The sequence below is a fragment of the Nitrosospira sp. NpAV genome (assembly GCF_000832065.1).
Taxonomy (GTDB): Bacteria; Pseudomonadota; Gammaproteobacteria; order Burkholderiales; family Nitrosomonadaceae; genus Nitrosospira.
Genome location: NZ_JXQM01000019.1, coordinates 202,168 through 220,586, shown reverse-complemented (window position 1 = coordinate 220,586; position 18,419 = coordinate 202,168). Strand labels below are relative to the sequence as shown.

General features: G+C 56.1%; 15 protein-coding genes. 9 read left to right on the top strand and 6 right to left on the bottom strand.

The window, feature by feature from the left end; all coding sequences use genetic code 11:
- Window positions 1-15: 15 nt before the first annotated feature.
- Window positions 16-477: a ribonuclease HI gene (rnhA, locus tag SQ11_RS12110; protein WP_041514402.1), complete on the top strand. Its 462-nt coding sequence runs from the start codon at window positions 16-18 to the stop codon at window positions 475-477.
- A gap of 98 nt (window positions 478-575) precedes the next feature.
- Window positions 576-1,277: a DNA polymerase III subunit epsilon gene (dnaQ, locus tag SQ11_RS12105; protein WP_041514401.1), complete on the top strand. Its 702-nt coding sequence runs from the start codon at window positions 576-578 to the stop codon at window positions 1,275-1,277.
- Window positions 1,278-1,548: 271 nt separating this feature from the next.
- Here the strand turns inward: dnaQ and SQ11_RS12100 are convergent, their stop codons facing one another.
- On the bottom strand, window positions 1,549-2,724 hold the full coding sequence (locus SQ11_RS12100) for a PA0069 family radical SAM protein (protein WP_041514400.1): 1,176 nt from the start codon (window positions 2,722-2,724) through the stop codon (window positions 1,549-1,551).
- 120 nt (window positions 2,725-2,844) lie between these two features.
- On the opposite strand from SQ11_RS12100, the gene SQ11_RS12095 reads away from it, so the two are divergent.
- The 4 genes from SQ11_RS12095 to SQ11_RS12075 all read left to right on the top strand — a co-directional run bounded on the left by SQ11_RS12095 (window position 2,845) and on the right by SQ11_RS12075 (window position 7,988).
- Window positions 2,845-3,315: a hypothetical protein gene (locus SQ11_RS12095; protein ID WP_041514399.1), complete on the top strand. Its 471-nt coding sequence runs from the start codon at window positions 2,845-2,847 to the stop codon at window positions 3,313-3,315.
- 324 nt (window positions 3,316-3,639) lie between these two features.
- On the top strand, window positions 3,640-4,461 hold the full coding sequence (locus SQ11_RS12085) for a uracil-DNA glycosylase family protein (RefSeq protein ID WP_041514397.1): 822 nt from the start codon (window positions 3,640-3,642) through the stop codon (window positions 4,459-4,461).
- Between the two features lie 18 nt (window positions 4,462-4,479).
- Window positions 4,480-6,036, top strand: a complete 1,557-nt coding sequence (locus SQ11_RS12080; protein ID WP_041514396.1) for an amidohydrolase family protein — start codon at window positions 4,480-4,482, stop codon at window positions 6,034-6,036.
- Window positions 6,037-6,050: 14 nt separating this feature from the next.
- The gene (locus SQ11_RS12075) at window positions 6,051-7,988 is read left to right on the top strand and encodes a S41 family peptidase (RefSeq protein ID WP_232297993.1); all 1,938 of its coding nucleotides are present in this window, start codon (window positions 6,051-6,053) and stop codon (window positions 7,986-7,988) included.
- A gap of 90 nt (window positions 7,989-8,078) precedes the next feature.
- On the opposite strand, the gene SQ11_RS12070 is transcribed toward SQ11_RS12075, so the two are convergent.
- The 4 genes from SQ11_RS12070 to SQ11_RS12055 all read right to left on the bottom strand — a co-directional run bounded on the left by SQ11_RS12070 (window position 8,079) and on the right by SQ11_RS12055 (window position 11,991).
- Window positions 8,079-9,059, bottom strand: a complete 981-nt coding sequence (locus SQ11_RS12070) for a DNA-3-methyladenine glycosylase (protein ID WP_084226844.1) — start codon at window positions 9,057-9,059, stop codon at window positions 8,079-8,081.
- A gap of 55 nt (window positions 9,060-9,114) precedes the next feature.
- On the bottom strand, window positions 9,115-9,615 hold the full coding sequence (locus tag SQ11_RS12065) for a methylated-DNA--[protein]-cysteine S-methyltransferase (protein ID WP_041514395.1): 501 nt from the start codon (window positions 9,613-9,615) through the stop codon (window positions 9,115-9,117).
- Between the two features lie 110 nt (window positions 9,616-9,725).
- Window positions 9,726-10,472 carry an AraC family transcriptional regulator gene (locus SQ11_RS16510; protein WP_052494212.1) on the bottom strand — a complete coding sequence of 249 codons (747 nt, stop codon included), beginning with the start codon at window positions 10,470-10,472 and terminating at the stop codon, window positions 9,726-9,728.
- A gap of 556 nt (window positions 10,473-11,028) precedes the next feature.
- The gene (locus SQ11_RS12055) at window positions 11,029-11,991 is read right to left on the bottom strand and encodes a hypothetical protein (protein WP_041514394.1); all 963 of its coding nucleotides are present in this window, start codon (window positions 11,989-11,991) and stop codon (window positions 11,029-11,031) included.
- Window positions 11,992-12,273: 282 nt separating this feature from the next.
- Here SQ11_RS12055 and SQ11_RS12050 point away from each other — a divergent pair, with 282 nt between their 5' ends.
- Together SQ11_RS12050 and SQ11_RS12045 are read left to right on the top strand one after the other, a co-directional pair.
- Entirely contained in the window at window positions 12,274-12,684 is a 411-nt protein-coding gene (locus SQ11_RS12050) for a hypothetical protein (protein ID WP_041514393.1), read from the top strand.
- 16 nt (window positions 12,685-12,700) lie between these two features.
- On the top strand, window positions 12,701-13,123 hold the full coding sequence (locus SQ11_RS12045; protein ID WP_041514392.1) for a hypothetical protein: 423 nt from the start codon (window positions 12,701-12,703) through the stop codon (window positions 13,121-13,123).
- Between the two features lie 58 nt (window positions 13,124-13,181).
- Here the strand turns inward: SQ11_RS12045 and SQ11_RS12040 are convergent, their stop codons facing one another.
- Window positions 13,182-14,504: a porin gene (locus SQ11_RS12040; RefSeq protein WP_041514391.1), complete on the bottom strand. Its 1,323-nt coding sequence runs from the start codon at window positions 14,502-14,504 to the stop codon at window positions 13,182-13,184.
- A gap of 598 nt (window positions 14,505-15,102) precedes the next feature.
- Between SQ11_RS12040 and SQ11_RS12030 the strand changes: the two genes are divergently transcribed.
- Complete coding sequence (locus SQ11_RS12030; protein WP_041514389.1) at window positions 15,103-18,402, top strand: DUF6603 domain-containing protein; 3,300 nt, start codon at window positions 15,103-15,105, stop codon at window positions 18,400-18,402.
- Window positions 18,403-18,419 lie beyond the last annotated feature (17 nt).

The following is an 18,419-nucleotide window of genomic DNA, read 5'->3' as shown; positions in this document are numbered from 1 at the left end:
GCGAAGCGGGGGGGCATGGTGGAAATATTCACCGACGGCGCCTGCAAAGGCAATCCCGGCGTTGGCGGGTGGGGCGCGCTGCTGCGATACAACGGGCACCAGCGGGAGCTGTACGGCGGCGAAAAGTTGACGACCAATAACCGCATGGAACTGCTTGCGGTCATCCGCGCGCTGGAAGCCTTGACGCAGCCATGCGAGGTGCAGCTGCACACCGATTCGCAATACGTGCAAAAAGGCATCAGCGAATGGATCCATTCCTGGAAAAAACGCGGCTGGCGCACCGCCGACAAAAAACCGGTAAGGAATGATGATTTATGGAAAGAGCTCGATGAACTGTCGCAGCGCCATCAAATCAAGTGGCTATGGGTGCGCGGCCATTCCGGTCATGAAGGCAACGAACAAGCGGACAAGCTTGCCAATCGCGGGGTGCTATCGGTACTGGAAAGGCCAGTAATGGAGAATGAACAAGCGAAATAGACGAATATTGACAGATGTTATAGGAATATAAGAGAGGTTAAGGGATTTTAACTACAAAAGTCCCCGTGATATGGGTTTTCGAATAGGAATATAAACCGGTGCGCCAGATTTTTATCGATACTGAAACAACAGGCCTGGAACCCAAGCTTGGCCATCGGGTGATCGAAATCGCCGCAGTGGAAATGCTGAGTCGCCGATTTACGGGCCGCCGCTTTCACCGTTATCTGAATCCGGAACGGGAAAGCGAGGAGGGTGCATTGCAGGTTCATGGATTGACCACGGAATTTCTGCAGGATAAGCCAAAATTCCGGGACATCGTGCATGAGCTGCTGGAGTTTCTGGAGGGGGCGGAACTCATCATGCACAACGCCGCCTTTGACGTCGCGTTTCTCGATCATGAGTTTGGATTGGCCGAGTTGCAGCCCCTGAAAGAATATTGCCATTCGGTGACCGATACCTTGAAAATGGCAAAAGAGCTGCATCCGGGAAAGCGAAACAACCTGGATGTGTTATGCGAACGCTACGAGGTCGATAATTCCCGGCGCACGCTGCACGGGGCGCTGCTGGACGCGGAATTGCTGGCGGAAGTCTATCTTGCCATGACGCGCGGGCAGGATAGCCTGCTCATGGAACTGGAGGCTCCCTCCGCGCTCGAGATCGCCGCCAATCTGCGGGACTTGCAACTGACAGTACTGCCTGCCAGCGCGGAGGAATTGGAAGCCCACGCGCAGCAACTGGAAATGATAGAACGCGAGAGCAAGGGCAAGTGTATGTGGAAGCAGTTGGAGATCACATCATGAACCGCTTCCGGTGGTGGTAAGCAGACTTGAGGTTGCTCCGGTAAATAGCTGGACTGGAACCTTGGTCAATTAACCTTGCATTTTTCGGTTAGAATAATGTGGGTTATCCATCCAACCGTTCCGCCGCTTTTTGTCCCATCCACGGTCACAAAGGCATCCGAACATTCCGCATTACCATCCTAAGTGTTTTGACAGCATTCAGCTTGGCGTTTTGGCTTACGACGCCCAAGTGGTTGCAATGCGTTGGATAAGATTGGATATGGCAGAGTCGTTAAAACAGCTCGAACTGCCTGCCCCCTGGCGCCGCCATTGTAGTCGCCGAAGGTGGACGGAAACGCGAAGTATCCAACGTCTTGAAGCGGCCCGAGCGTACGCCCATGCCGAGGCGCTCGACTGTTTTTTCGAAGCGCTGACGGATCATGTCTGCCCATATGCCCTCGCCGTGCATGCGCTTGCCGAAGGTGGCGTCATAATCCTTGCCACCGCGCATATCCCGTACACGGTTCATGACGCGTTGCGCCCGGTCGGGAAAATGCGCTTGCAGCCATTGCCGGAATAGCGGGCTTACCTCCCACGGCAGGCGCAGCACGACATAGCTGGCATTGATGGCGCCGGCTTCCGCTGCCGACGCCATTACCCGTTCCAGATCGGGCTCCGTGACAAAAGGAATCACCGGCGCGATGCTGACCCCGACCGGAATTCCCGCTTCGGTCAGAGTGCGGATGGTGCGCAGGCGCCGCATCGGGGCTGCCGCGCGCGGTTCCAGGGTGCGCGCCACGGCATGGTCGAGCGTGGTGAGCGTCACTGCCACGGCGGCTTGCCGTTTCGCTGCCATCTCCGCCAGCAGGTCGATATCGCGTTCGATCAGCGAAGACTTGGTAATCAGCGCCACCGGGTGCTCGCAGTCGTGCAATACTTCCAGCACGCGGCGCGTCAGCTGCAGCTTCCTTTCACAGGGCTGATAGGCATCGGTGTTGACGCCAAGCGCTATCGGTTCCGGCATGTAGGAGAGTTTTGCCAGCTCGCGCCGCAACAGCTCGGGTGCATTGACCTTGGCAAAGATTTTGCTCTCGAAATCCAGCCCCGGCGACAAGCCGAGATAGCTGTGCGTCGGCCGCGCGAAGCAATAGATGCAACCATGCTCGCAGCCGCGATACGGATTCAGCGACACGCTGAACGGCACATCGGGAGACTGATTGCGGCTCAAGATGGATTTGGCATGCTCTTCGATGACCTGCGTCTTCAGGATTGGCGGGTTACCGTCGCCGCTATCATGTTCGGTACCTGTTCCGGGATTGTCATGCGACCAGCCATCATCGACAGCTTCCCGTGCCAGCACTTCATAGCGGCCTTGCAGATTCGACACCGCGCCCCGCCCCTTCCGTGCTTCAAGCGGTGGCTGTACCCAGGGTGGTGCCGCGTCTGCATAGGGATCATCGCCAGACATGATGGTCTCGGATATACTGCGTCATTGTGTAGATAAACAACATGCAAGCAGGTATTGCCAGGCAGAGGTCATCGCCGCAGCTATCGTAACGGAATCCCCTGCCTATTTCCAGGAGGAGTCATGAAGCCGATCATTCTTGTCCTGTTTTTACTCGGTTCAAGTCTGGCCGGCCCCGTGCTGGCGCAAACCGCTTCGAACCCCTATCCAAAAACCACTCCTCCGGTAACCATTCCGCCGACAACCAACCCGCGCGTTGCCGAGCTGGAGCTGGCATTGAATCAGGTGCAACAGGAGCAGCAGGCCGTGTACCAGCAATTTCAGATGACGCAGGAGTTGCGCCGCAATGAGATACAGGAGAACTACCCCCAGGCGATACAGACGCCCAATTCGATGATGCAGGCACCTTACGCCATGGGCGGACTCAAGGACAATCCTCCTCAAAGCTATGACGACAACGTGCGGATGCAGCGGGAGCGCCAGGAACGTATCGAGCAATATGCCCGCGATCTTAACCGCTTGTATTCGCGTTATGCCGAATTGGGCGAGCAGAAAAAGGTGTTGCTCGATCAACTGATGGAGCTCACCAAATAATCAGAACCTGTTGTGGGGAGAGGGAGAGGCGCGGTGGCTGAGCGGTGTCGTTGACACAACAGTATGTTGAGCGTAAATTTTCAACCGGACAGAAGTTGCAAGGGGGAGGTTGCAATTTCTGTTCCTCAAGAAAACCGCATGTGAATGTGCCTGAGCGCGTCCGGAATTCCGAAAACGCCGGGGTAATCGATAACCGCAGTGCGATATTTTGCCGTTGCGCCACAATATTCGGTTTCGAAAAACCAGCCGGGGTAACGGTACCGGCAGCATAACCCGGCGAGCCATGAAAGGTCTGCGCCGGAAGACAACTTCGGGGGCAAATCCATGGCTATTCCGTTTGATCGTGGCTATTACAAGCAACCCTTCGTAAAGCTTGTATCGGAATATCCCGCGGAAGACGTTTATCCCCCAGCTGATTTCCGGGTAGAGTGGGGACCTGTTTTCCATCGGGGCCGGCTGGATGGAAGCGCTCATGTGCTCATCATCGGCCAGGACCCCGCGCAGCACGAAGTGGTCGCGCGGCGTATTCTCGTCGGCACGGCGGGCAAGCGCGCGCAAGGCTTCCTCCAGCGTCTCGGCATTACCCGCAGCTACGTTTTTATCAATACTTTTCTCTACAGTGTTTACGGTCAGGGCGGTGGGACCCGCCATATCGGCGACCCCGCGATTACCGCCTATCGCAACCGCTGGATCAAGGCTATTCTCGATCGCAGTACCATTGAAGCGGTTGTGGCCCTGGGCGGACTTGCCAATACGGCATGGCAGAGCTGGCTTGCTTCTCCCGATGCGGCCGGACGTTCTCCGTTGCCATTCCGGCATCTGACGCATCCCACCTGGCCCGAAAGTTCAGCCAGCACGAATGCGGAACGGCAAGTGGCGGTGACGAAAATGCTCCAGAACTGGAACGATGGGCTGGCGGCGCTTAGGCCGGCCATTCAACACTTCGATGTAGCGGAACCGCTTGCCTTGTACGGAACCACTTTTGTCCCCGGCGATCTGCCGGATATCCTGGCGGATGATCTGCCGCCCGGCACTCCGGCGTGGATGCGCACCGAGGAAGGCTGGGCGGACCGGAAGGGCGAGACTCCGCTGGAGAAGCGCAGAACCATCGTCGTGCGCGTACCCAAGGATGTGCTGCCCGCTTAGGGTTGCGTCCCTGCACCCATGAGCCTCGTTGTCGCCGGCCGCATTGTCCCGCTTAGCCGTGCCTTGAAGGTGGCGCCGAGCGAGACCGCGACCTTTCAGGGCAAGGTATGGATCGGGGATGATGGGCGCATCGCCGCGGTTACCAAAGGTTCCGCCCAGGGTCCGGCGGGGTTCGAAGCCGCGCCCGTGGCGGATGTCGATAACGATCTTGTCATTCCGGGTTTTATCGACCTGCACAGTCATCTTGCATACGCGACGCTTCCTCTCTGGGTCGAGCCCGGCCGTACGGAACCCTTTCCCCATCATGATATATGGCCCACGCGGCCAACCTATGCCGAGAGCGTGACTTGGCCTGCCTATGCGTTTATCGAGGCCACGCCTGTAGAACTGCTTGCCTATGCCGAAATACGCGCACTGATTGGCGGCACGACCAGCATCCAGGGTTCGCCGCCCAGCAATCGTCCGCTGGATGGATGGCTGGTGCGCAATATCGAGGATGAGACGCTGGATGGCGAGGTTGGCCGCCATCAGGTGCTAGCGTCAACGCTCACGCTCAAATCTGAACAGCTCGGCGAGCGGGCTACCCGCATGCGTCAGGGCGCCACGTTTATTTACCATTGCGCCGAGGGGCGTCCGGGATCGATCGTTCAGCGGGAGTATCTGGCCACGCGCACCGCAGGCTGTTTGCAGCGCCACCTTGTTGCCATCCATACCAATTCGGTCGACCCGGAAGCCTACAAAACATGGCACGAGCCGGGTGCGATTGTCTGGTCACCGTTTTCAAACTTGTGGTTGTATGGTACGACCACCGATGTCCCGGCGGCGGTGACACGCGGAATCAATCTCTGCGTGGGCTCGGATTGGGGTCCGTCCGGCACGCGAAACGTGCTCGGGGAGTTAAAGGTGGCTTCGCTCGTGAGCGAAGCCAATGGATGGGGGCTGACCGACTTTGACCTTGTCAAAATGATTACCGCCAATCCGGGCGATGTACTGGCCCAGGCGTGGCAGCGGCAGGCGGGCCGCCTGCAACCTGGTGCGCTGGGCGATGTGGCTGTGATCGCGGCCAAGCCCAAGGCCGATCCCTTCAAGACGATCCTTCGCGCCACCGAAGCTGACGTACGGATGGTAGTGGTGAATGGCAGGCCTTTGTACGGTACCGAAACACTCATGAAGCAGGCGGGTGCCAGGCAAACCAGCGAGATCAACCTCAATGGACAGCTCAGCGGGCAGTCGCGCCGTCTTGCCCTCACCCGGTTTGACGCGGATGCTCAACCCTGGTCTTTTGGAGAAGTGCTCAAGCGGTTGGAAGAGGTCCGGGCCGATCCCAAGGTCGCGATCGAGCGTGCGCGTCGGCTTGCGTTTGCGTCTATCCGGTCGGGGGGCGCGCCACGCCTGCGCCTGGCGCTGGATATGCCCACTGGGAAGGTGCCGGTGGGGGGGTTGCCAAAGAATCTGACGAAGATCATCGTTCCGCCTATCCAGCCCCTTGCACACGACAGTGAATTTTTTGCTTCGATTTCCAGCCGCGGCTTCCATGGCGGACTGCTTGACGGATTGGCCGATTTTTATTCGTAGAAAACTCCACTGACATGATCAATCTGATTCGTGGGAGGGGTGCCGACGCCACCCTCTTGAGAGCGCAGACCGGGCAACTTCTCAGTGAATTTCTCTTTGGCACCGCTCCCCCGGCGGCACGTGCCAGGCGGGGGGAGACAGGTGGGGAGGCGGGTGCCCGGATAGAGCTCGCCTACGTGCTTGACGGGGGAGAACGGCTGCGCATTATCGATGCGCTGGTCACCGTGATCAGTGGCGCCTATTGTCACCTTCCCCAAAAGCGGGCCGCCTACGCGCTCGATCCGGTGCAGGCGTTGCACCTGCTGCGAAGCCGCGTCGCCGAGTTGTCGGAGGGGGAATTCCATCTGGCACTGACCTCGATTGTTCTGGGTTTGCGCGATGCACATACCCGTTATAGCGGACCCCGGGCCGGCCAAGGGGCGGTGGCGACGCTCCCGTTTCTCGTTGAACAGTATGGGTCGCACGACGATCCGGTTTTCGTGGTTTCAAAAGTGGCGGCGCCCCAGTTGATACGCGATCCCAAATTTACAGCGGGTGTAGTACTGGAAAGCTGGAATAGCATTCCGTTTGCCAGGGCGGTTGATTTGTATTCGGACCGGGAAACCGGCGGACGTCCGGATGCCCGCCGTGCCAGGGCGCTGGAATCCCTTACCTTCAGGGCGCTTGAAGGCGGGCCGCCACCGGACGAGATGCTGGTGGATATCGGCTACCGGATTTTGCCTGCCGAGACGCGCCGGGAGGTACGAATTCCCTGGCGTGTTGTTCATCCCGCCCGCGCGGATACCAGCCAACGGCCGGGTTCGCGCGCATCCCGTTATATTGCCGCGGATCAGGCAGCGGAAGTCGTGCGGCGCGCGAAGAAAATGATGTTTTCGGGAAGCGTGTGGCAGGCCGAGCGCAGCGGCGTCGCCGTTGCACGCGACAAGGGATGGATCAAGACCTGGTTTCAGGACGCGCTCGCGGCACGTGTCATCAAGGATAAAACGCAGGGTGAGCTGGGTTATTTACGTATTTGGAGCTTCGATGTCGATGACGACGATGCCTTCATCGCCGAGGTGATAAGGCTGCTGGACCTTTTGCCGGAAACCGGCCTGATCGTCGATCTGCGCGGCAATCCCGGGGGACTGATCTGGGCGGCCGAGCGGCTGCTGCAACTGTTCACGCCAAATACCGTTACGCCCGCACGCTTCAGCGTGCTGGCGACTCCGTTGATGCGGGCCCTGGCGCGCAGTCCTTTCAACCGGATGGAGTTCGAGGCCTGGCTGCCGTCTCTCGAGGCGGCGATCGCCACGGGAGAGGCTTATTCGCAACCCCTGCCGTTGACCGACCCCGCCTGGTGCAATGATGTTGGCCAGCGCTACAGCGGCCCGGTCGCCTGCGTGGTGGACCCCAATACCTATTCAGCGGGTGATTTGTTCGCCGCGGGTTTTGTCGACAATGAAATTGGCCCCTTGATATGCGTGGGGGAGGGTAGCGGCGCGGGCGGGGCCAACGTCTGGACACACTATGATCTTCGCGAAGCCTTGGTAGGCACACCTTTTGAGCTGGAGGGGCTGCCCGCCGATGTGGGCTACACGGTAGCCATTCGCCGCGCGCTTCGCAGCGGTGCCGCCGATGGGATGCCGATAGAGGATCTGGGTGTTCCGGGGATTCCCTATGAGATGACCCTCGACGATCTGCTCCACGAGAACCGTGGATTGATTGCGTTTTGCGCTGGATTTCTTGCGGGTATCCCGCGCACGGTACTGAAAGTGGAAGTCAATGGCGATACCGTGGCCGTGACTACAAGCGGCCTGGACGAACTGGAAACGTATGCGGATGGGCGGCCGTTCGAGGCGGTGCGTAAAGTAGGCGATGGAACATGGGAATTGCCACGGCCCCACGCAAGAATCATAGAATTTGTCGGCCGGCGAAATGGGGAAATCTGCCAGCGGCGGAAGGTCGGCTCCTAATGCGAAAGCTTATCCGGACGTGACTTCCTTTGAGGTTCATGAATGGCAAAGGATGTGAACAGTAGACTATGAGCGGCCCGGTAGGGCAAGTTAAACTTTGGCAGCATCTTTCTTGATGCTCCAAATGTGCAATACGGCATAGCTGCGCCAAGGTCGCCAAGCCTGCGACATTGCCTCGGCTTGCTTCACTGTGACGCCACCGAGATTGTTAAGGACCGCTATATCACCTTTTGGAAAGGCGTCTGGCCAACGCAAGGCCCGCATGGCGATATAATGCGCCGTCCATTGACCGATGCCGGGTAATTCAGCCATGCGTTCGATTGCAGCGTCAGCATTGTGATAGGTATCGCTATCGAGCGACAATTGACCCGAGCATTCCGCTTGCGCGAGAGCGATAATGCTTTTGCACCGCGCGCCTATAATACCGTGCTTGGCAAGATCATCGACGGTGGCCTTGGCGATGCGGGCGGGCACAGGCGTCAGACGATTCAATTCGGGATATGGCGTAACGAAGGGCTCACCAAACACCGCGATAACGCGCCCGGCAACCGTGGTTGCGGCTTTCACGGTTACTTGCTGGCCGAGAATAGCGCGTAGACCCATTTCAAACCCTTTGAAAGCACCCGGCACTCGCATACCGGGATTGGCTTTTACCAAGGGGGCCAAAAATTTGTCCTCGCTAAGTTGCTCGGCAATGATATCGGGTCGTGCATTCAAATCGAATAAATCCCGCACCCGGCGCAGAAGTGCAGGCAGAACGGGTGTCAGGCTAGGGGTAAACTCCAGCATGACGGCATTCTTGCATTCGGCATTTGTTATTTTGATCCAGCCTTTGTGTTCGCCCAAATGAACGGTGCGGGAATAAAAGCTATCTGTTATCCATTCAACGCCTTTCAATTCGCGCGCTTTTAAAAAAGCCAGTACACCAGGCCAGTCAAAGGGTGGACGATAGGAAAGCAAGATTGACGTATCCGTGCCGGTCACGATGCTTACCTCATCCACCATTCCCTCATGCCAGCATGCAGGCGGTACGGTGGATGCCTCATAGTGTGTTTTTCTATCACGTATCATGGGGCTTGATATGAAAAATGCATTATACGTGCCCCTCTCGATAAGTTACCATCGGTTACACTGCGGTTTGCGATGGGCTACCACTTTCCAAGGTGAGCAACATCTTTTTTACGCTGAGTCCGCCAGCAAATCCCGTGAGGTCGCCCGATGCGCCTATGACACGATGGCAAGGAGCGATAATAGAGATGGGATTCTTTCCAGTGGCGGCACCCACCGCCCGAACTGCCCTTGCATTGCCAATTTGCACCGCGATTTCCCCGTAGCTGCGAGTTTCCCCGAACGGAATGGTCAATAGCGTTTCCCAAACCTTTCTTTGAAATTCGGTTCCAACAAAGTCGAGGTCAAGCTCAAAACGGTTTCTTTTTCCCGCGAAATACTCATTCAGTTGCCGTTCCGTCTCTGCCAGAATCGGACTGTCTTTATCTTCGTGAATGGGGCCAAGCCTTACTCGATTGGGCTTATCGTTTTCCCACAAAATTGCAGAGAGCCTCGATCCATTTGCGACTAGCTTCAATTTGCCGATGGGTGAGTCCATTACCTTGCATACATATGACATTTGCCCAGCCTCTTATGATTGAAGAAACATCCTCCATCAATGATTCGTTGATACTCATAAATTGTGAGTGGATTCAAAGGAAAATTCAACGATGGCAGTCAAATGACCTTTTATCGTTTCGGGGAAAGTCCAAGTACATGCGAGAGATCGCACATGCCAGCCATGGGACTGCTCTGCAGCCTCGTCAACAGATCACCGGGCTCTGGCGTTTGTCGTGCGGCCATCGAACGCACTGCGCTCGGAGTCAACGAAAACATTTTTCGAAAAGCTCGCGTGAAAACCATGTCGCTGCTGAATCCGCATTCGACTGCGACGTCAAGGATACGCAGGGGGCCTTCCGGTGGCGGTGAGACCAATAACGAGAATGCATGCAGTAATCGACGCCGCCGAATGTAATTAGCCAATCCTCCCTCCGACTCGAACAGCCGGTAAACAGATGAACGTGACATACCAAATTGATGCCCGATTAATGCCACATCCAAGGATTCCAAGGCCAAAGACTTGTCAATAAACTCCTTGACGATGGCAAGACCACCCCGTCGTCTGTCTCCCCGTCGTCTATCCGGGATATTAACAGAAGGCGTGCTGTCTCTTCGGACCAGCGGCTCCGCAAGAAGGGCTATCAGAGTACAGGCAGCCGTCTCCGCCTGTAATTCCTTGAATATCGGCCATTGCGGATTGATAAACAGCCATCGTGCGTTCAAAGATTGATCGTGATACATTTGATCCGATATCAGGGCGCACCCCAGCTCGGAGAGGCACAATGGAGGTATTCTTATTGCATGGGGCAGTCGCAGCAAAATGTATTTAACGCTCCGGGCCGTCGGATCCAGCAATCGGTGAGCAGCGTTGGTCATCTCAACTCCTATACCTTTCATAAATTAAAAATGGGAATTCTGTCATTCCTTCAAGGGGATAACGTGAAGCGGCCTACGCAATGCGTTCGCCGGGAGCGTGCGCGAATGGCCGCGGGAGTAGGGAACCGGATCGTCGAGTTCGTCTGAACGGTTCCACGTGTACAGTTATGGTGAATTCAGATCGATTCGGGCATTACGTATCTGTCACCATTCCGGCAAACCATATATGAAGTTGTATTATTCCCGGATGCGGAGGAATGCGCCCCGGGCCATTCCCGTGCCTGCATTAACTTAATTACTGCATTTGTCCGTTCCATCAACATTGCCGCAGAGAATATGATGGGCATGATTATCGAGCGAAACCATACAGCCCATCCCAAACTTACTGTCAGACTGTCTCAATCTATTCAGCCTCTTGCCGAATGCATAGAGGAAGAGTTCGGGCTTCCAAAGTACCGATTCTGAATCTTGTTCAATGCACAAAGAGGGACCTAATCGGGTTGATCGGGTCCCCCGTTTGTTTTGGCATCCAATAAGAGATTCAGGACGTCAGCGGCTACGCGAATGTAGCCGTATTCCCTACTATACTTGTGCACATGCGTCCGGTATAAGGACCACCGGTGGGACCCACCTGATACTCGCTATGGAGTTGGATAACACCGGGGTTGCTCAATGCTTGCACTGTGACAGGCGTATTAAAGTTGGCGGCGTAACCCGTACATATCACTGCCGTTCCGGCTTCATTTTTGATCTCTGCGTTGTTTGCTGCATCTGCGGAGAGCGAAAGCGTCGAGGGATGGGCCTGTGCTTGGATTCGAGGTTGCCCCATTACTTTCGTCGCAGCGGATGACGTCACAGACCAGGTACCATCTACATTGTAACTAACATTAAATGTCACAAATCCTGTAGTGGCATTGCACAGGGCAGCATTTACCGAAGAAGTCGAAAAATTAATGACCGTACCCGGTGTGTAAGTCCCGGTTTGTACATAAAACTGTAGTACAGGCTGACAATCTATGTTTTGATTTGGCTGGGCAACGACGAAATTGGAAAGAGTCACTATGCCCGACGGGGATTGAGACGCTGCCCCTGCATTGTATGGAGTTACGGTAGGATTAAAGGTGGGAGTAATAATCCGGTAAGAACCGGCTTGAGGGCCAGTTGTGTTTACAGGTGGCGTCAATCCTAATGCCGGGGAGATGATCATGCTGGTTGTGTTATTCGTAGGGGAACCGCCTGCTGCGGGGGTTAAGCCTATCGCTTGAATCGCAGACGAGTATCCGGAAACTCCTCCGACTGCGGGAGGGGTTATTTGCTGCTGAACACCGGCATAGAACTGTTGAAGCATCAAGAATGTTGCAGAGGAACCCCCTGTACTGCTGGGCAGCACACCCTGGCTCCATAAGCTATTCGAATATACCTGCTGGCCTCCTACATAGATTGCAGGCTGCTGGAAGACATAGAAGTTCTGAAAGGAACTGCTGTTGTTTTGTATATTGATCGTGAACAAAGTAGACATGTTATCTCCAAGTTATATGAAAAGAAGGACAGATATGACAACAAAATACCATCAACCATCTGGTGCTTTTTGCGACCCGGCCCGGCAAGTTGGCTGATAAGAAACCTGTCAAATCAGTTTCTTACCTGAGCTTTGGAACCTGTATGTTCCTTCAGCTGTTCCAGACTTGCCGTGCCCGCGGCTTCCCGGTAAATTGATGTCGACCCTGTTGTCCATGCCTGTGATCTATTAACTAGACCCCTCGCATCTGGCCGCTCGATTAACAGGAAAACCACAGGGGATATGATGGGCGCGATTATCGAGCGGGACTATGCAGCCTATCCCAAACTTATGGGCAGACTGTCCCAATATCACTTTGGCGGCCCAACAGGAGCTAACTGGGCATGTTTATCGGGGGGATGGCGCAGCAGAGTTTTGTCCGCGCCACTAAAAAGTGGCGTGCTGCTCGTATTCGATTGGATGCCGGCTTATGCGCTTATTCTTTTTTTTGCCGGGTGGCCCGCGCTGGATTTTCAGTATGATGATCAGTTACCGACGCACGGTATCAGGGGTTACCGTCTCGCTGTTGCCATGGTACTGCGGGTTGGTCATTTCTCATTTCTAACGCTAATAGTTTTCCTTACTACAAAACCAGGGTTTCCCCAATATACCCATAGCATTGGCTGGGCTAAGATAAAGTCGTTCTCTTCCTAATTGGTCCATTGCTATCATGAAGACAAAATCAGGAAATTTATTCACGGCATTGATGATAGCCTTGCTGGTTTCGGTGAGCGCTTCCGCGACGGCGGCTCAGCCGATTGACACCCCTGAGATTCGTGCAGCGGCCGAGAATGCAACTACGCAAAGCGATCACGAGGCGGTAGCGAGGCAGTATGAAGATGCTGCTTCGGCGTTACAGGCGAAGGTAGAGGAAAAGAAAGAACTGCTGGAGCACTACGAGGATAAAAGCTATATCTACGGCAGGCGAGCGCAAGACCTGCAATCGCATACCCACGCGTTAATCCTCCATTACGAGAAGACCGCGAGGGCCACCATGCAAGCCGCCGCTTTGCATCGGCGGATGGCTGCCAGGCTCAATGAAAATCATGCTGCCTCCAGCACCCAGGCGCCCAATGCCGTGAGCGGGCTATAGCGGACACCTACAATTCCCGCAGCCGGGGTTGTCCGCTGGGTTTCTTCCATCGGTCTAGTCAGAACGGAATTGTGGCATCCAAGGAGAATAGAAATTGGTCCTTTCTTCCATCAAAAGGACGGAATGCTACATCAATACCATCTGCTCTATCATAACGGATGTTTGGGCGAATATTCAGTTTCTGCATTGGTTTCCAGTCAATTTTTAGTCTTCTCGCGGGCTTCCAGTTCATCCCCAGCGTGACCGCGTAATAATCAGCCGGTGCGCTAATAAATGGGATGTTGCCTGCAAAACTGACGCCTTTGTTGTTAGTCGCGGAAAGTATCCGGTAGGGTGAGAAGACACGCCAGCCGTCTCTGTCATGGAACCGTTCGGCACGAATCCCGATGGACAAATCACTCAGAAGATCATAGGTCAGATGCGTGTTGATGCTATACCACTCGGTATTCTTGATCCTGTCGCCCAAAAAGATTTTGCCTGCCCAGTCATGAGTGTGATGCAAAACGAAGTGAGTCCTGGGCGTGATCCGATGCTGCAGCACGGTGCTGTACATGATCCACGGCTCCCGGGTGGCCGTTTCCCCGTAAGTGCCGCCGACAGTGACCGAGGTTCTTCTATCGTCACTGGTCCATATGGCGCCAGCTAAACCACCCCAGTTGTCCAGTTGCTTATCGAAACCGCCATCCCACCCCCCGGTAGCGCTGCCGGTAGTCGCGGCGGCTAGAACGGATAAATTTGCATTGACAGTATAATTACCCATCAATCCCGTATGGGTAAACGGTTCACCGCTATTCAAGATGTAGGCGCGCGTATAGAAAAAATTGTCGGGAGCGGGAACAGTCTCATAACCGAGCGGCGTATAAAAATGTCCGGCCTTGATATTGAGGCCATTTCCGACCGGGACGTATGCCTCCAGGTAGGCCTGCGGAAGCGCGATGCCATAGGTGCGTGTCGAGTTGCAACACAAATTGAGATCCCAGTTCCCCCTATTCGATGGCTCGCCAGTGTTCTCATCGAACGCCGAAATACCGAAAGCCTGGGCATAGATGGCGTCTGTTCCAAACAGGAAATCAAAACGGCCTCCAATATCCCAGGTCGTGCCTTCCGATGGGACGGCACGCTGTACAAACAAATTAAGCTGATTCAGCTGAAAACGATTCGCCCGGTCAGCAAAGGTAACCGCGCCATTAAAACCATCGGAGGGATTATTCGCGTTGTAGGTTGCGCCGCCATTGATCCAGCCGCCGAATTCCATTCCGCTATCTTTCCACAGGTTCTTTAAGCTGTTGGCATGCACGTTATTCAAGTTCAGGACGGTCAACAGCAGGAAACCTATGCTGATCAATAGGGCTTGCTTATTATTTCTTGATATACGATTCATTTGTGTCATCTTTCTTTTAAGAACAGGAATACGACATATAAGAAACTCAAATTAAGGGATCTCCGTTATTTAAGTCAGACGTGCAATTTGTCTGAACAAATGTTGTACACCTCACGAAGTTGGCGCTTGTTCCAGTGGATCGCGATTAGGTTTTGGCTATTCGTACGGGTTGGGTTTGAGAATTGCATGGACGAATCATGCACGAGCATTACAAAAAAAAAAACGCCAATCTCTGAAGGGTTTTTAACAACGCAAGCGGCGAAAGGAGGGTGTTGAGCCAGGGATCTTGCAGAATTTCCTTCGGGAGGGGGAGATGCTTCAAATATTGGGGGGTTCCGCGAGGTCGGTTGGCAAGGTCCCGATACCTAAAAAGCGACATAGTGACCAAGATCAATACATATTCCAGAAATAACTCATGCATATACTGGATTTTCTGTTTTTTTCTGCTAAAAAGAAAAAAGCTGGATTGCGAGATAGGAGCGCTTAGCCAAGGCGCTGGCGTTTTCTGGTCAGGCAGAGGCAAGGCCCGGCAAGTGATGCAGGCAATTGCATAGATTTCGGGCAGTAGCCGCATAATAATCAAAAAAAGGGAGCCTACATGGCTGGCACTTCCGACAAGGTATTTCTGCGGGTATTCAAGTGGTTCCAAGCCACGGTGGCGGCGCTGGAAGCTGATATTCCGGCGACAGGCCCGGCTTCGCTCGCGGCGCCCCTGGCCGACGCCTTGCGTACCCGGCTGGGCCTCGAGCTGGATAAAACCTCGGCTACGATCGATCCGGAGGCATTTGCCGCGACGCGGGCGGAGGCGGAATCGCTCGCCATTGCGGCACTGGTCACCGGTGAAACGCTGGCGGCGTTGAAAACGGTCGGCGAGTTACTGTCCGGTATCGGCGGCGGCAACGTGGGGCTCGACGATCTGTCGAAGGTCATCCGGCAGATCAATCGCATTGTTTCGGCCGACCCCGGCAAGCCGCCGAGCGCCTATTCCATCGGGAAACTGTTGCTGATCCTGAGCGGTGACGCCGATGAGCCCGATGCCAGGCCGCCGGCGCGCCGCCTGGTGTATCTGATCAAGGGGCAAGATCCCGCGGGCAATGCCCTGTCGGACGCGCAGGTGGCTGAGCCGCAGATGATTCTCGGCCTTGTGATCATGGCGGTGGGTACCATCCTTGACCGTTCTTTCAGTGCGCCCAATCTGTCGGATTCAAAGGGCTGGGTAGTTCCCGGCGCGGCGATTCCCGTGCCTGCGCTCGCGACAAAGACCTACCGGCTGATTCCGGGACAGCTTGAGGCAACGCTGGGTTTCGAAGGCCCCCAGACGCTGTACGCCGCGCTGTTGACGAAAGTCAAGGCCGGAGGTGGCGCCGACACCACATTCCAGATCGAGTTCAAAGCCGATGGCGGCATGCAGGTTCAATTCGATCTGCCCGCTCTGCTGCCGTTGCCGGCGAGTATCCCTCCGCCCAGGCTGACCGGTACTTCGGAGATCGGTATTTTATTCAAGCGTGCAAGCAGTGTTGAGCCGTTGATCCTGGGCAATAAGGACAGTACCCACTTCTCCATAGGGGAGCTGTCCGGCGGCTTCACGTTAAAGCAGCTGGATCCCAAGGTTGAGTTCGATCTGAAGGATGGCAAGCTGGTGCTCAAGATCGGCGACGATCCGTTCCTCGGCGCAGTGCTTGGCGATGCCATCGAAGTAGCGCTGACTTTCGGCCTGATCGCCGATGCGGGGGGCGGGTTGAGACTGAAGGACGGTACCGGCCTCAAGGCCACGATCCCGCTGGAGAAAATTCCGAACAGCCCGGTACAGATCCCGTTCCTGACTTTCGAAATGACGAAGGCGGGCGACTTGAACAAGATCGACATCGAGCTGTCCGGGTCGTTCCAGGTGCTGATCGGCCCGTTCTCCGGTTCCATCGACCGGCTCGGCACGGTGCTCCGGCTGGATGACCTGCTCGCCGGCGGCGTGGCGCCAAAATATGACCTCAAGCCACCTTCGGGCGTAGGGCTCGGCATCGATGCCGGCATTGTCAAGGGCGGCGGCTTCCTCCTGTTCGACCCGGAACACGGCGAGTATGGCGGTATTCTCGACATCCGTATCGCCGCCATCGGGGTCAAGGCCATCGGGCTTCTGTCCACCAAAAATCCGGGTGGATGGTCGCTGCTGCTCATCATCACGGCGCAGCTTCCGCCGATTCAGCTTGGCTTCGGCTTTACGCTCACCGGTATCGGCGGACTGCTGGGCGTGCAGCACACCGTAAGCGTCGATACGCTGTCGCAGGGACTCGCCAGCGGGTCGCTCGACAGTTTCCTGTTTCCGCAAAACCCTATCGCCAATGCGCCGCAGATCATCAATCAACTGCGGACTATTTTTCCGTTCAAGGCAGGGGGTTTTGTCATCGGACCGATGCTCGAGCTGGGCTGGGGCACGCCAAGCCTGGTGACGGCGCGTGTGGGCGTGCTGATTGAAGCCAGCCAGATCGTATTTGTCGGCCAAGTGATCGTGCAGTTGCCGCCGCTGGTGGAGAAGTCGCTCGCCATCCTGCGGCTCCAGGTCGATTTTGCCGGCGGCATCGTGTTCGATCCCCTCAAGATCTGGTTCGATGGCATGCTGCGCGACTCGCGCGTGGTGTTCATCTCGCTCACCGGCCAGTTCGCCTTTCGTGCCATCTTTGGCGACAAGCCCAGCTTCCTCATCAGCGCCGGGGGCTTCCACCCCCGCTTCACCGATCTGCCGCCTGGCTTGCCCTCGCCATTCCAGCGCATTGGCGCGGATCTGTCCATCGGCATCGTCGGCATGCAATTTCGCGGCTACTTTGCCGTCACCTCGGCCACCGTGCAAGGCGGCTCATCGATGCGCGTCTGGGGCGACGTCGGTATTGCGGCTTTCGAGGGCGGCTTCGAATTCGACGCCATCATCTACATCGTTCCGAAGTTCCGCTTCGAGGTCGATCTGCATGTCTGGGCCGGTGTCGAGGTGTTCGGCATCGATTTCGCGAGCGTGGATATCTACGGCCTGTTCGCCGGACCAGGCCGCTGGCATATTGTCGGCCGTGCCGAAATCCATACGCCGTGGCCGCTGCCCGACTTCAGTTTTCACGTCGATGAGAGCTGGGGTGAAGACCGCGCTACCACGGTGCGCCGCTTGTCGCTGGCGGCGGAACTCAAGATCGAATTGGAGAAAACGGGTAATTGGTCCGCGCAACTCCCCCAGGCGGGGGATGCGTTTGCCACCTTCGCGAAGCTATCCGATGACATCGGAATTCTAGCGCATCCGAATGCGGTGCTCCAGTTCGTGCAGAAGCGCATGCCGCTGGATAAGAAGCTGGCGAAACTGGGCACCGACGGCATCGATGGCGAAACGAAAATCGCCATTGACCAGATTGTGTTTGGCGCCATTACCAAGGTAGCCGATCGCAAGCTGGACGACAATTTTTCAGCCGCGCAATTTCTCGAGCTGACTGAAGACGAAACTTTTGCCAAGCCCTCGTTCGATCGTTTCGAAGCCGGCTTTGAAGTAGGCCAGCGCGACTACCTGTTCGGCGTTCCGGTAGCCGACGTATTCGACTACGAAGAAGTGAATCTCTCCACCCCGATGGGATCGCTATTGTCCTATGCGGCGCTCACCGAGACCGGACACATGACCTGGGCAAAGTCGCTCGGCGCGGCGAACCGCTCCGAGCTGCGGCGCGCGGCCAAGCTCAAGCCTGCGGTAGAGGTAAAGATCAACGTCAACCCGCCGCCCCTCCAAACAATAGATCTGGCGGCGGGTACGATGAAGGGCGCGGCACTCACCGGCGCGGCCACGCATTCGTATTGGCATGCGGAAGATTATGCTCGGGGCGGCGGCGCAGGCCTCCAAGTGGTTGAAGCATTCGAGACCGTGCAGACATTTTGAGCCGACGCACCGAAGAA

Bases quoted from the DNA above. Each gene is read 5' to 3' on its own strand.
- SQ11_RS12100 (WP_041514400.1), bottom strand. From the start codon at position 2,724: ATGTCTGGCGATGATCCCTATGCAGACGCGGCACCACCCTGGGTACAG.
- SQ11_RS12045 (WP_041514392.1), top strand. From the start codon at position 12,701: ATGAAGACAAAATCAGGAAATTTATTCACGGCATTGATGATAGCCTTG.
- SQ11_RS12095 (WP_041514399.1), top strand. From the start codon at position 2,845: ATGAAGCCGATCATTCTTGTCCTGTTTTTACTCGGTTCAAGTCTGGCC.
- SQ11_RS12080 (WP_041514396.1), top strand. From the start codon at position 4,480: ATGAGCCTCGTTGTCGCCGGCCGCATTGTCCCGCTTAGCCGTGCCTTG.
- SQ11_RS12065 (WP_041514395.1), bottom strand. From the start codon at position 9,615: ATGTCATATGTATGCAAGGTAATGGACTCACCCATCGGCAAATTGAAG.
- SQ11_RS12075 (WP_232297993.1), top strand. From the start codon at position 6,051: ATGATCAATCTGATTCGTGGGAGGGGTGCCGACGCCACCCTCTTGAGA.
- SQ11_RS12040 (WP_041514391.1), bottom strand. From the start codon at position 14,504: ATGAATCGTATATCAAGAAATAATAAGCAAGCCCTATTGATCAGCATA.
- rnhA (WP_041514402.1), top strand. From the start codon at position 16: ATGGTGGAAATATTCACCGACGGCGCCTGCAAAGGCAATCCCGGCGTT.
- SQ11_RS12030 (WP_041514389.1), top strand. From the start codon at position 15,103: ATGGCTGGCACTTCCGACAAGGTATTTCTGCGGGTATTCAAGTGGTTC.
- SQ11_RS12055 (WP_041514394.1), bottom strand. From the start codon at position 11,991: ATGTCTACTTTGTTCACGATCAATATACAAAACAACAGCAGTTCCTTT.
- SQ11_RS12085 (WP_041514397.1), top strand. From the start codon at position 3,640: ATGGCTATTCCGTTTGATCGTGGCTATTACAAGCAACCCTTCGTAAAG.
- SQ11_RS12050 (WP_041514393.1), top strand. From the start codon at position 12,274: ATGATGGGCGCGATTATCGAGCGGGACTATGCAGCCTATCCCAAACTT.
- SQ11_RS16510 (WP_052494212.1), bottom strand. From the start codon at position 10,472: ATGACCAACGCTGCTCACCGATTGCTGGATCCGACGGCCCGGAGCGTT.
- SQ11_RS12070 (WP_084226844.1), bottom strand. From the start codon at position 9,059: ATGATACGTGATAGAAAAACACACTATGAGGCATCCACCGTACCGCCT.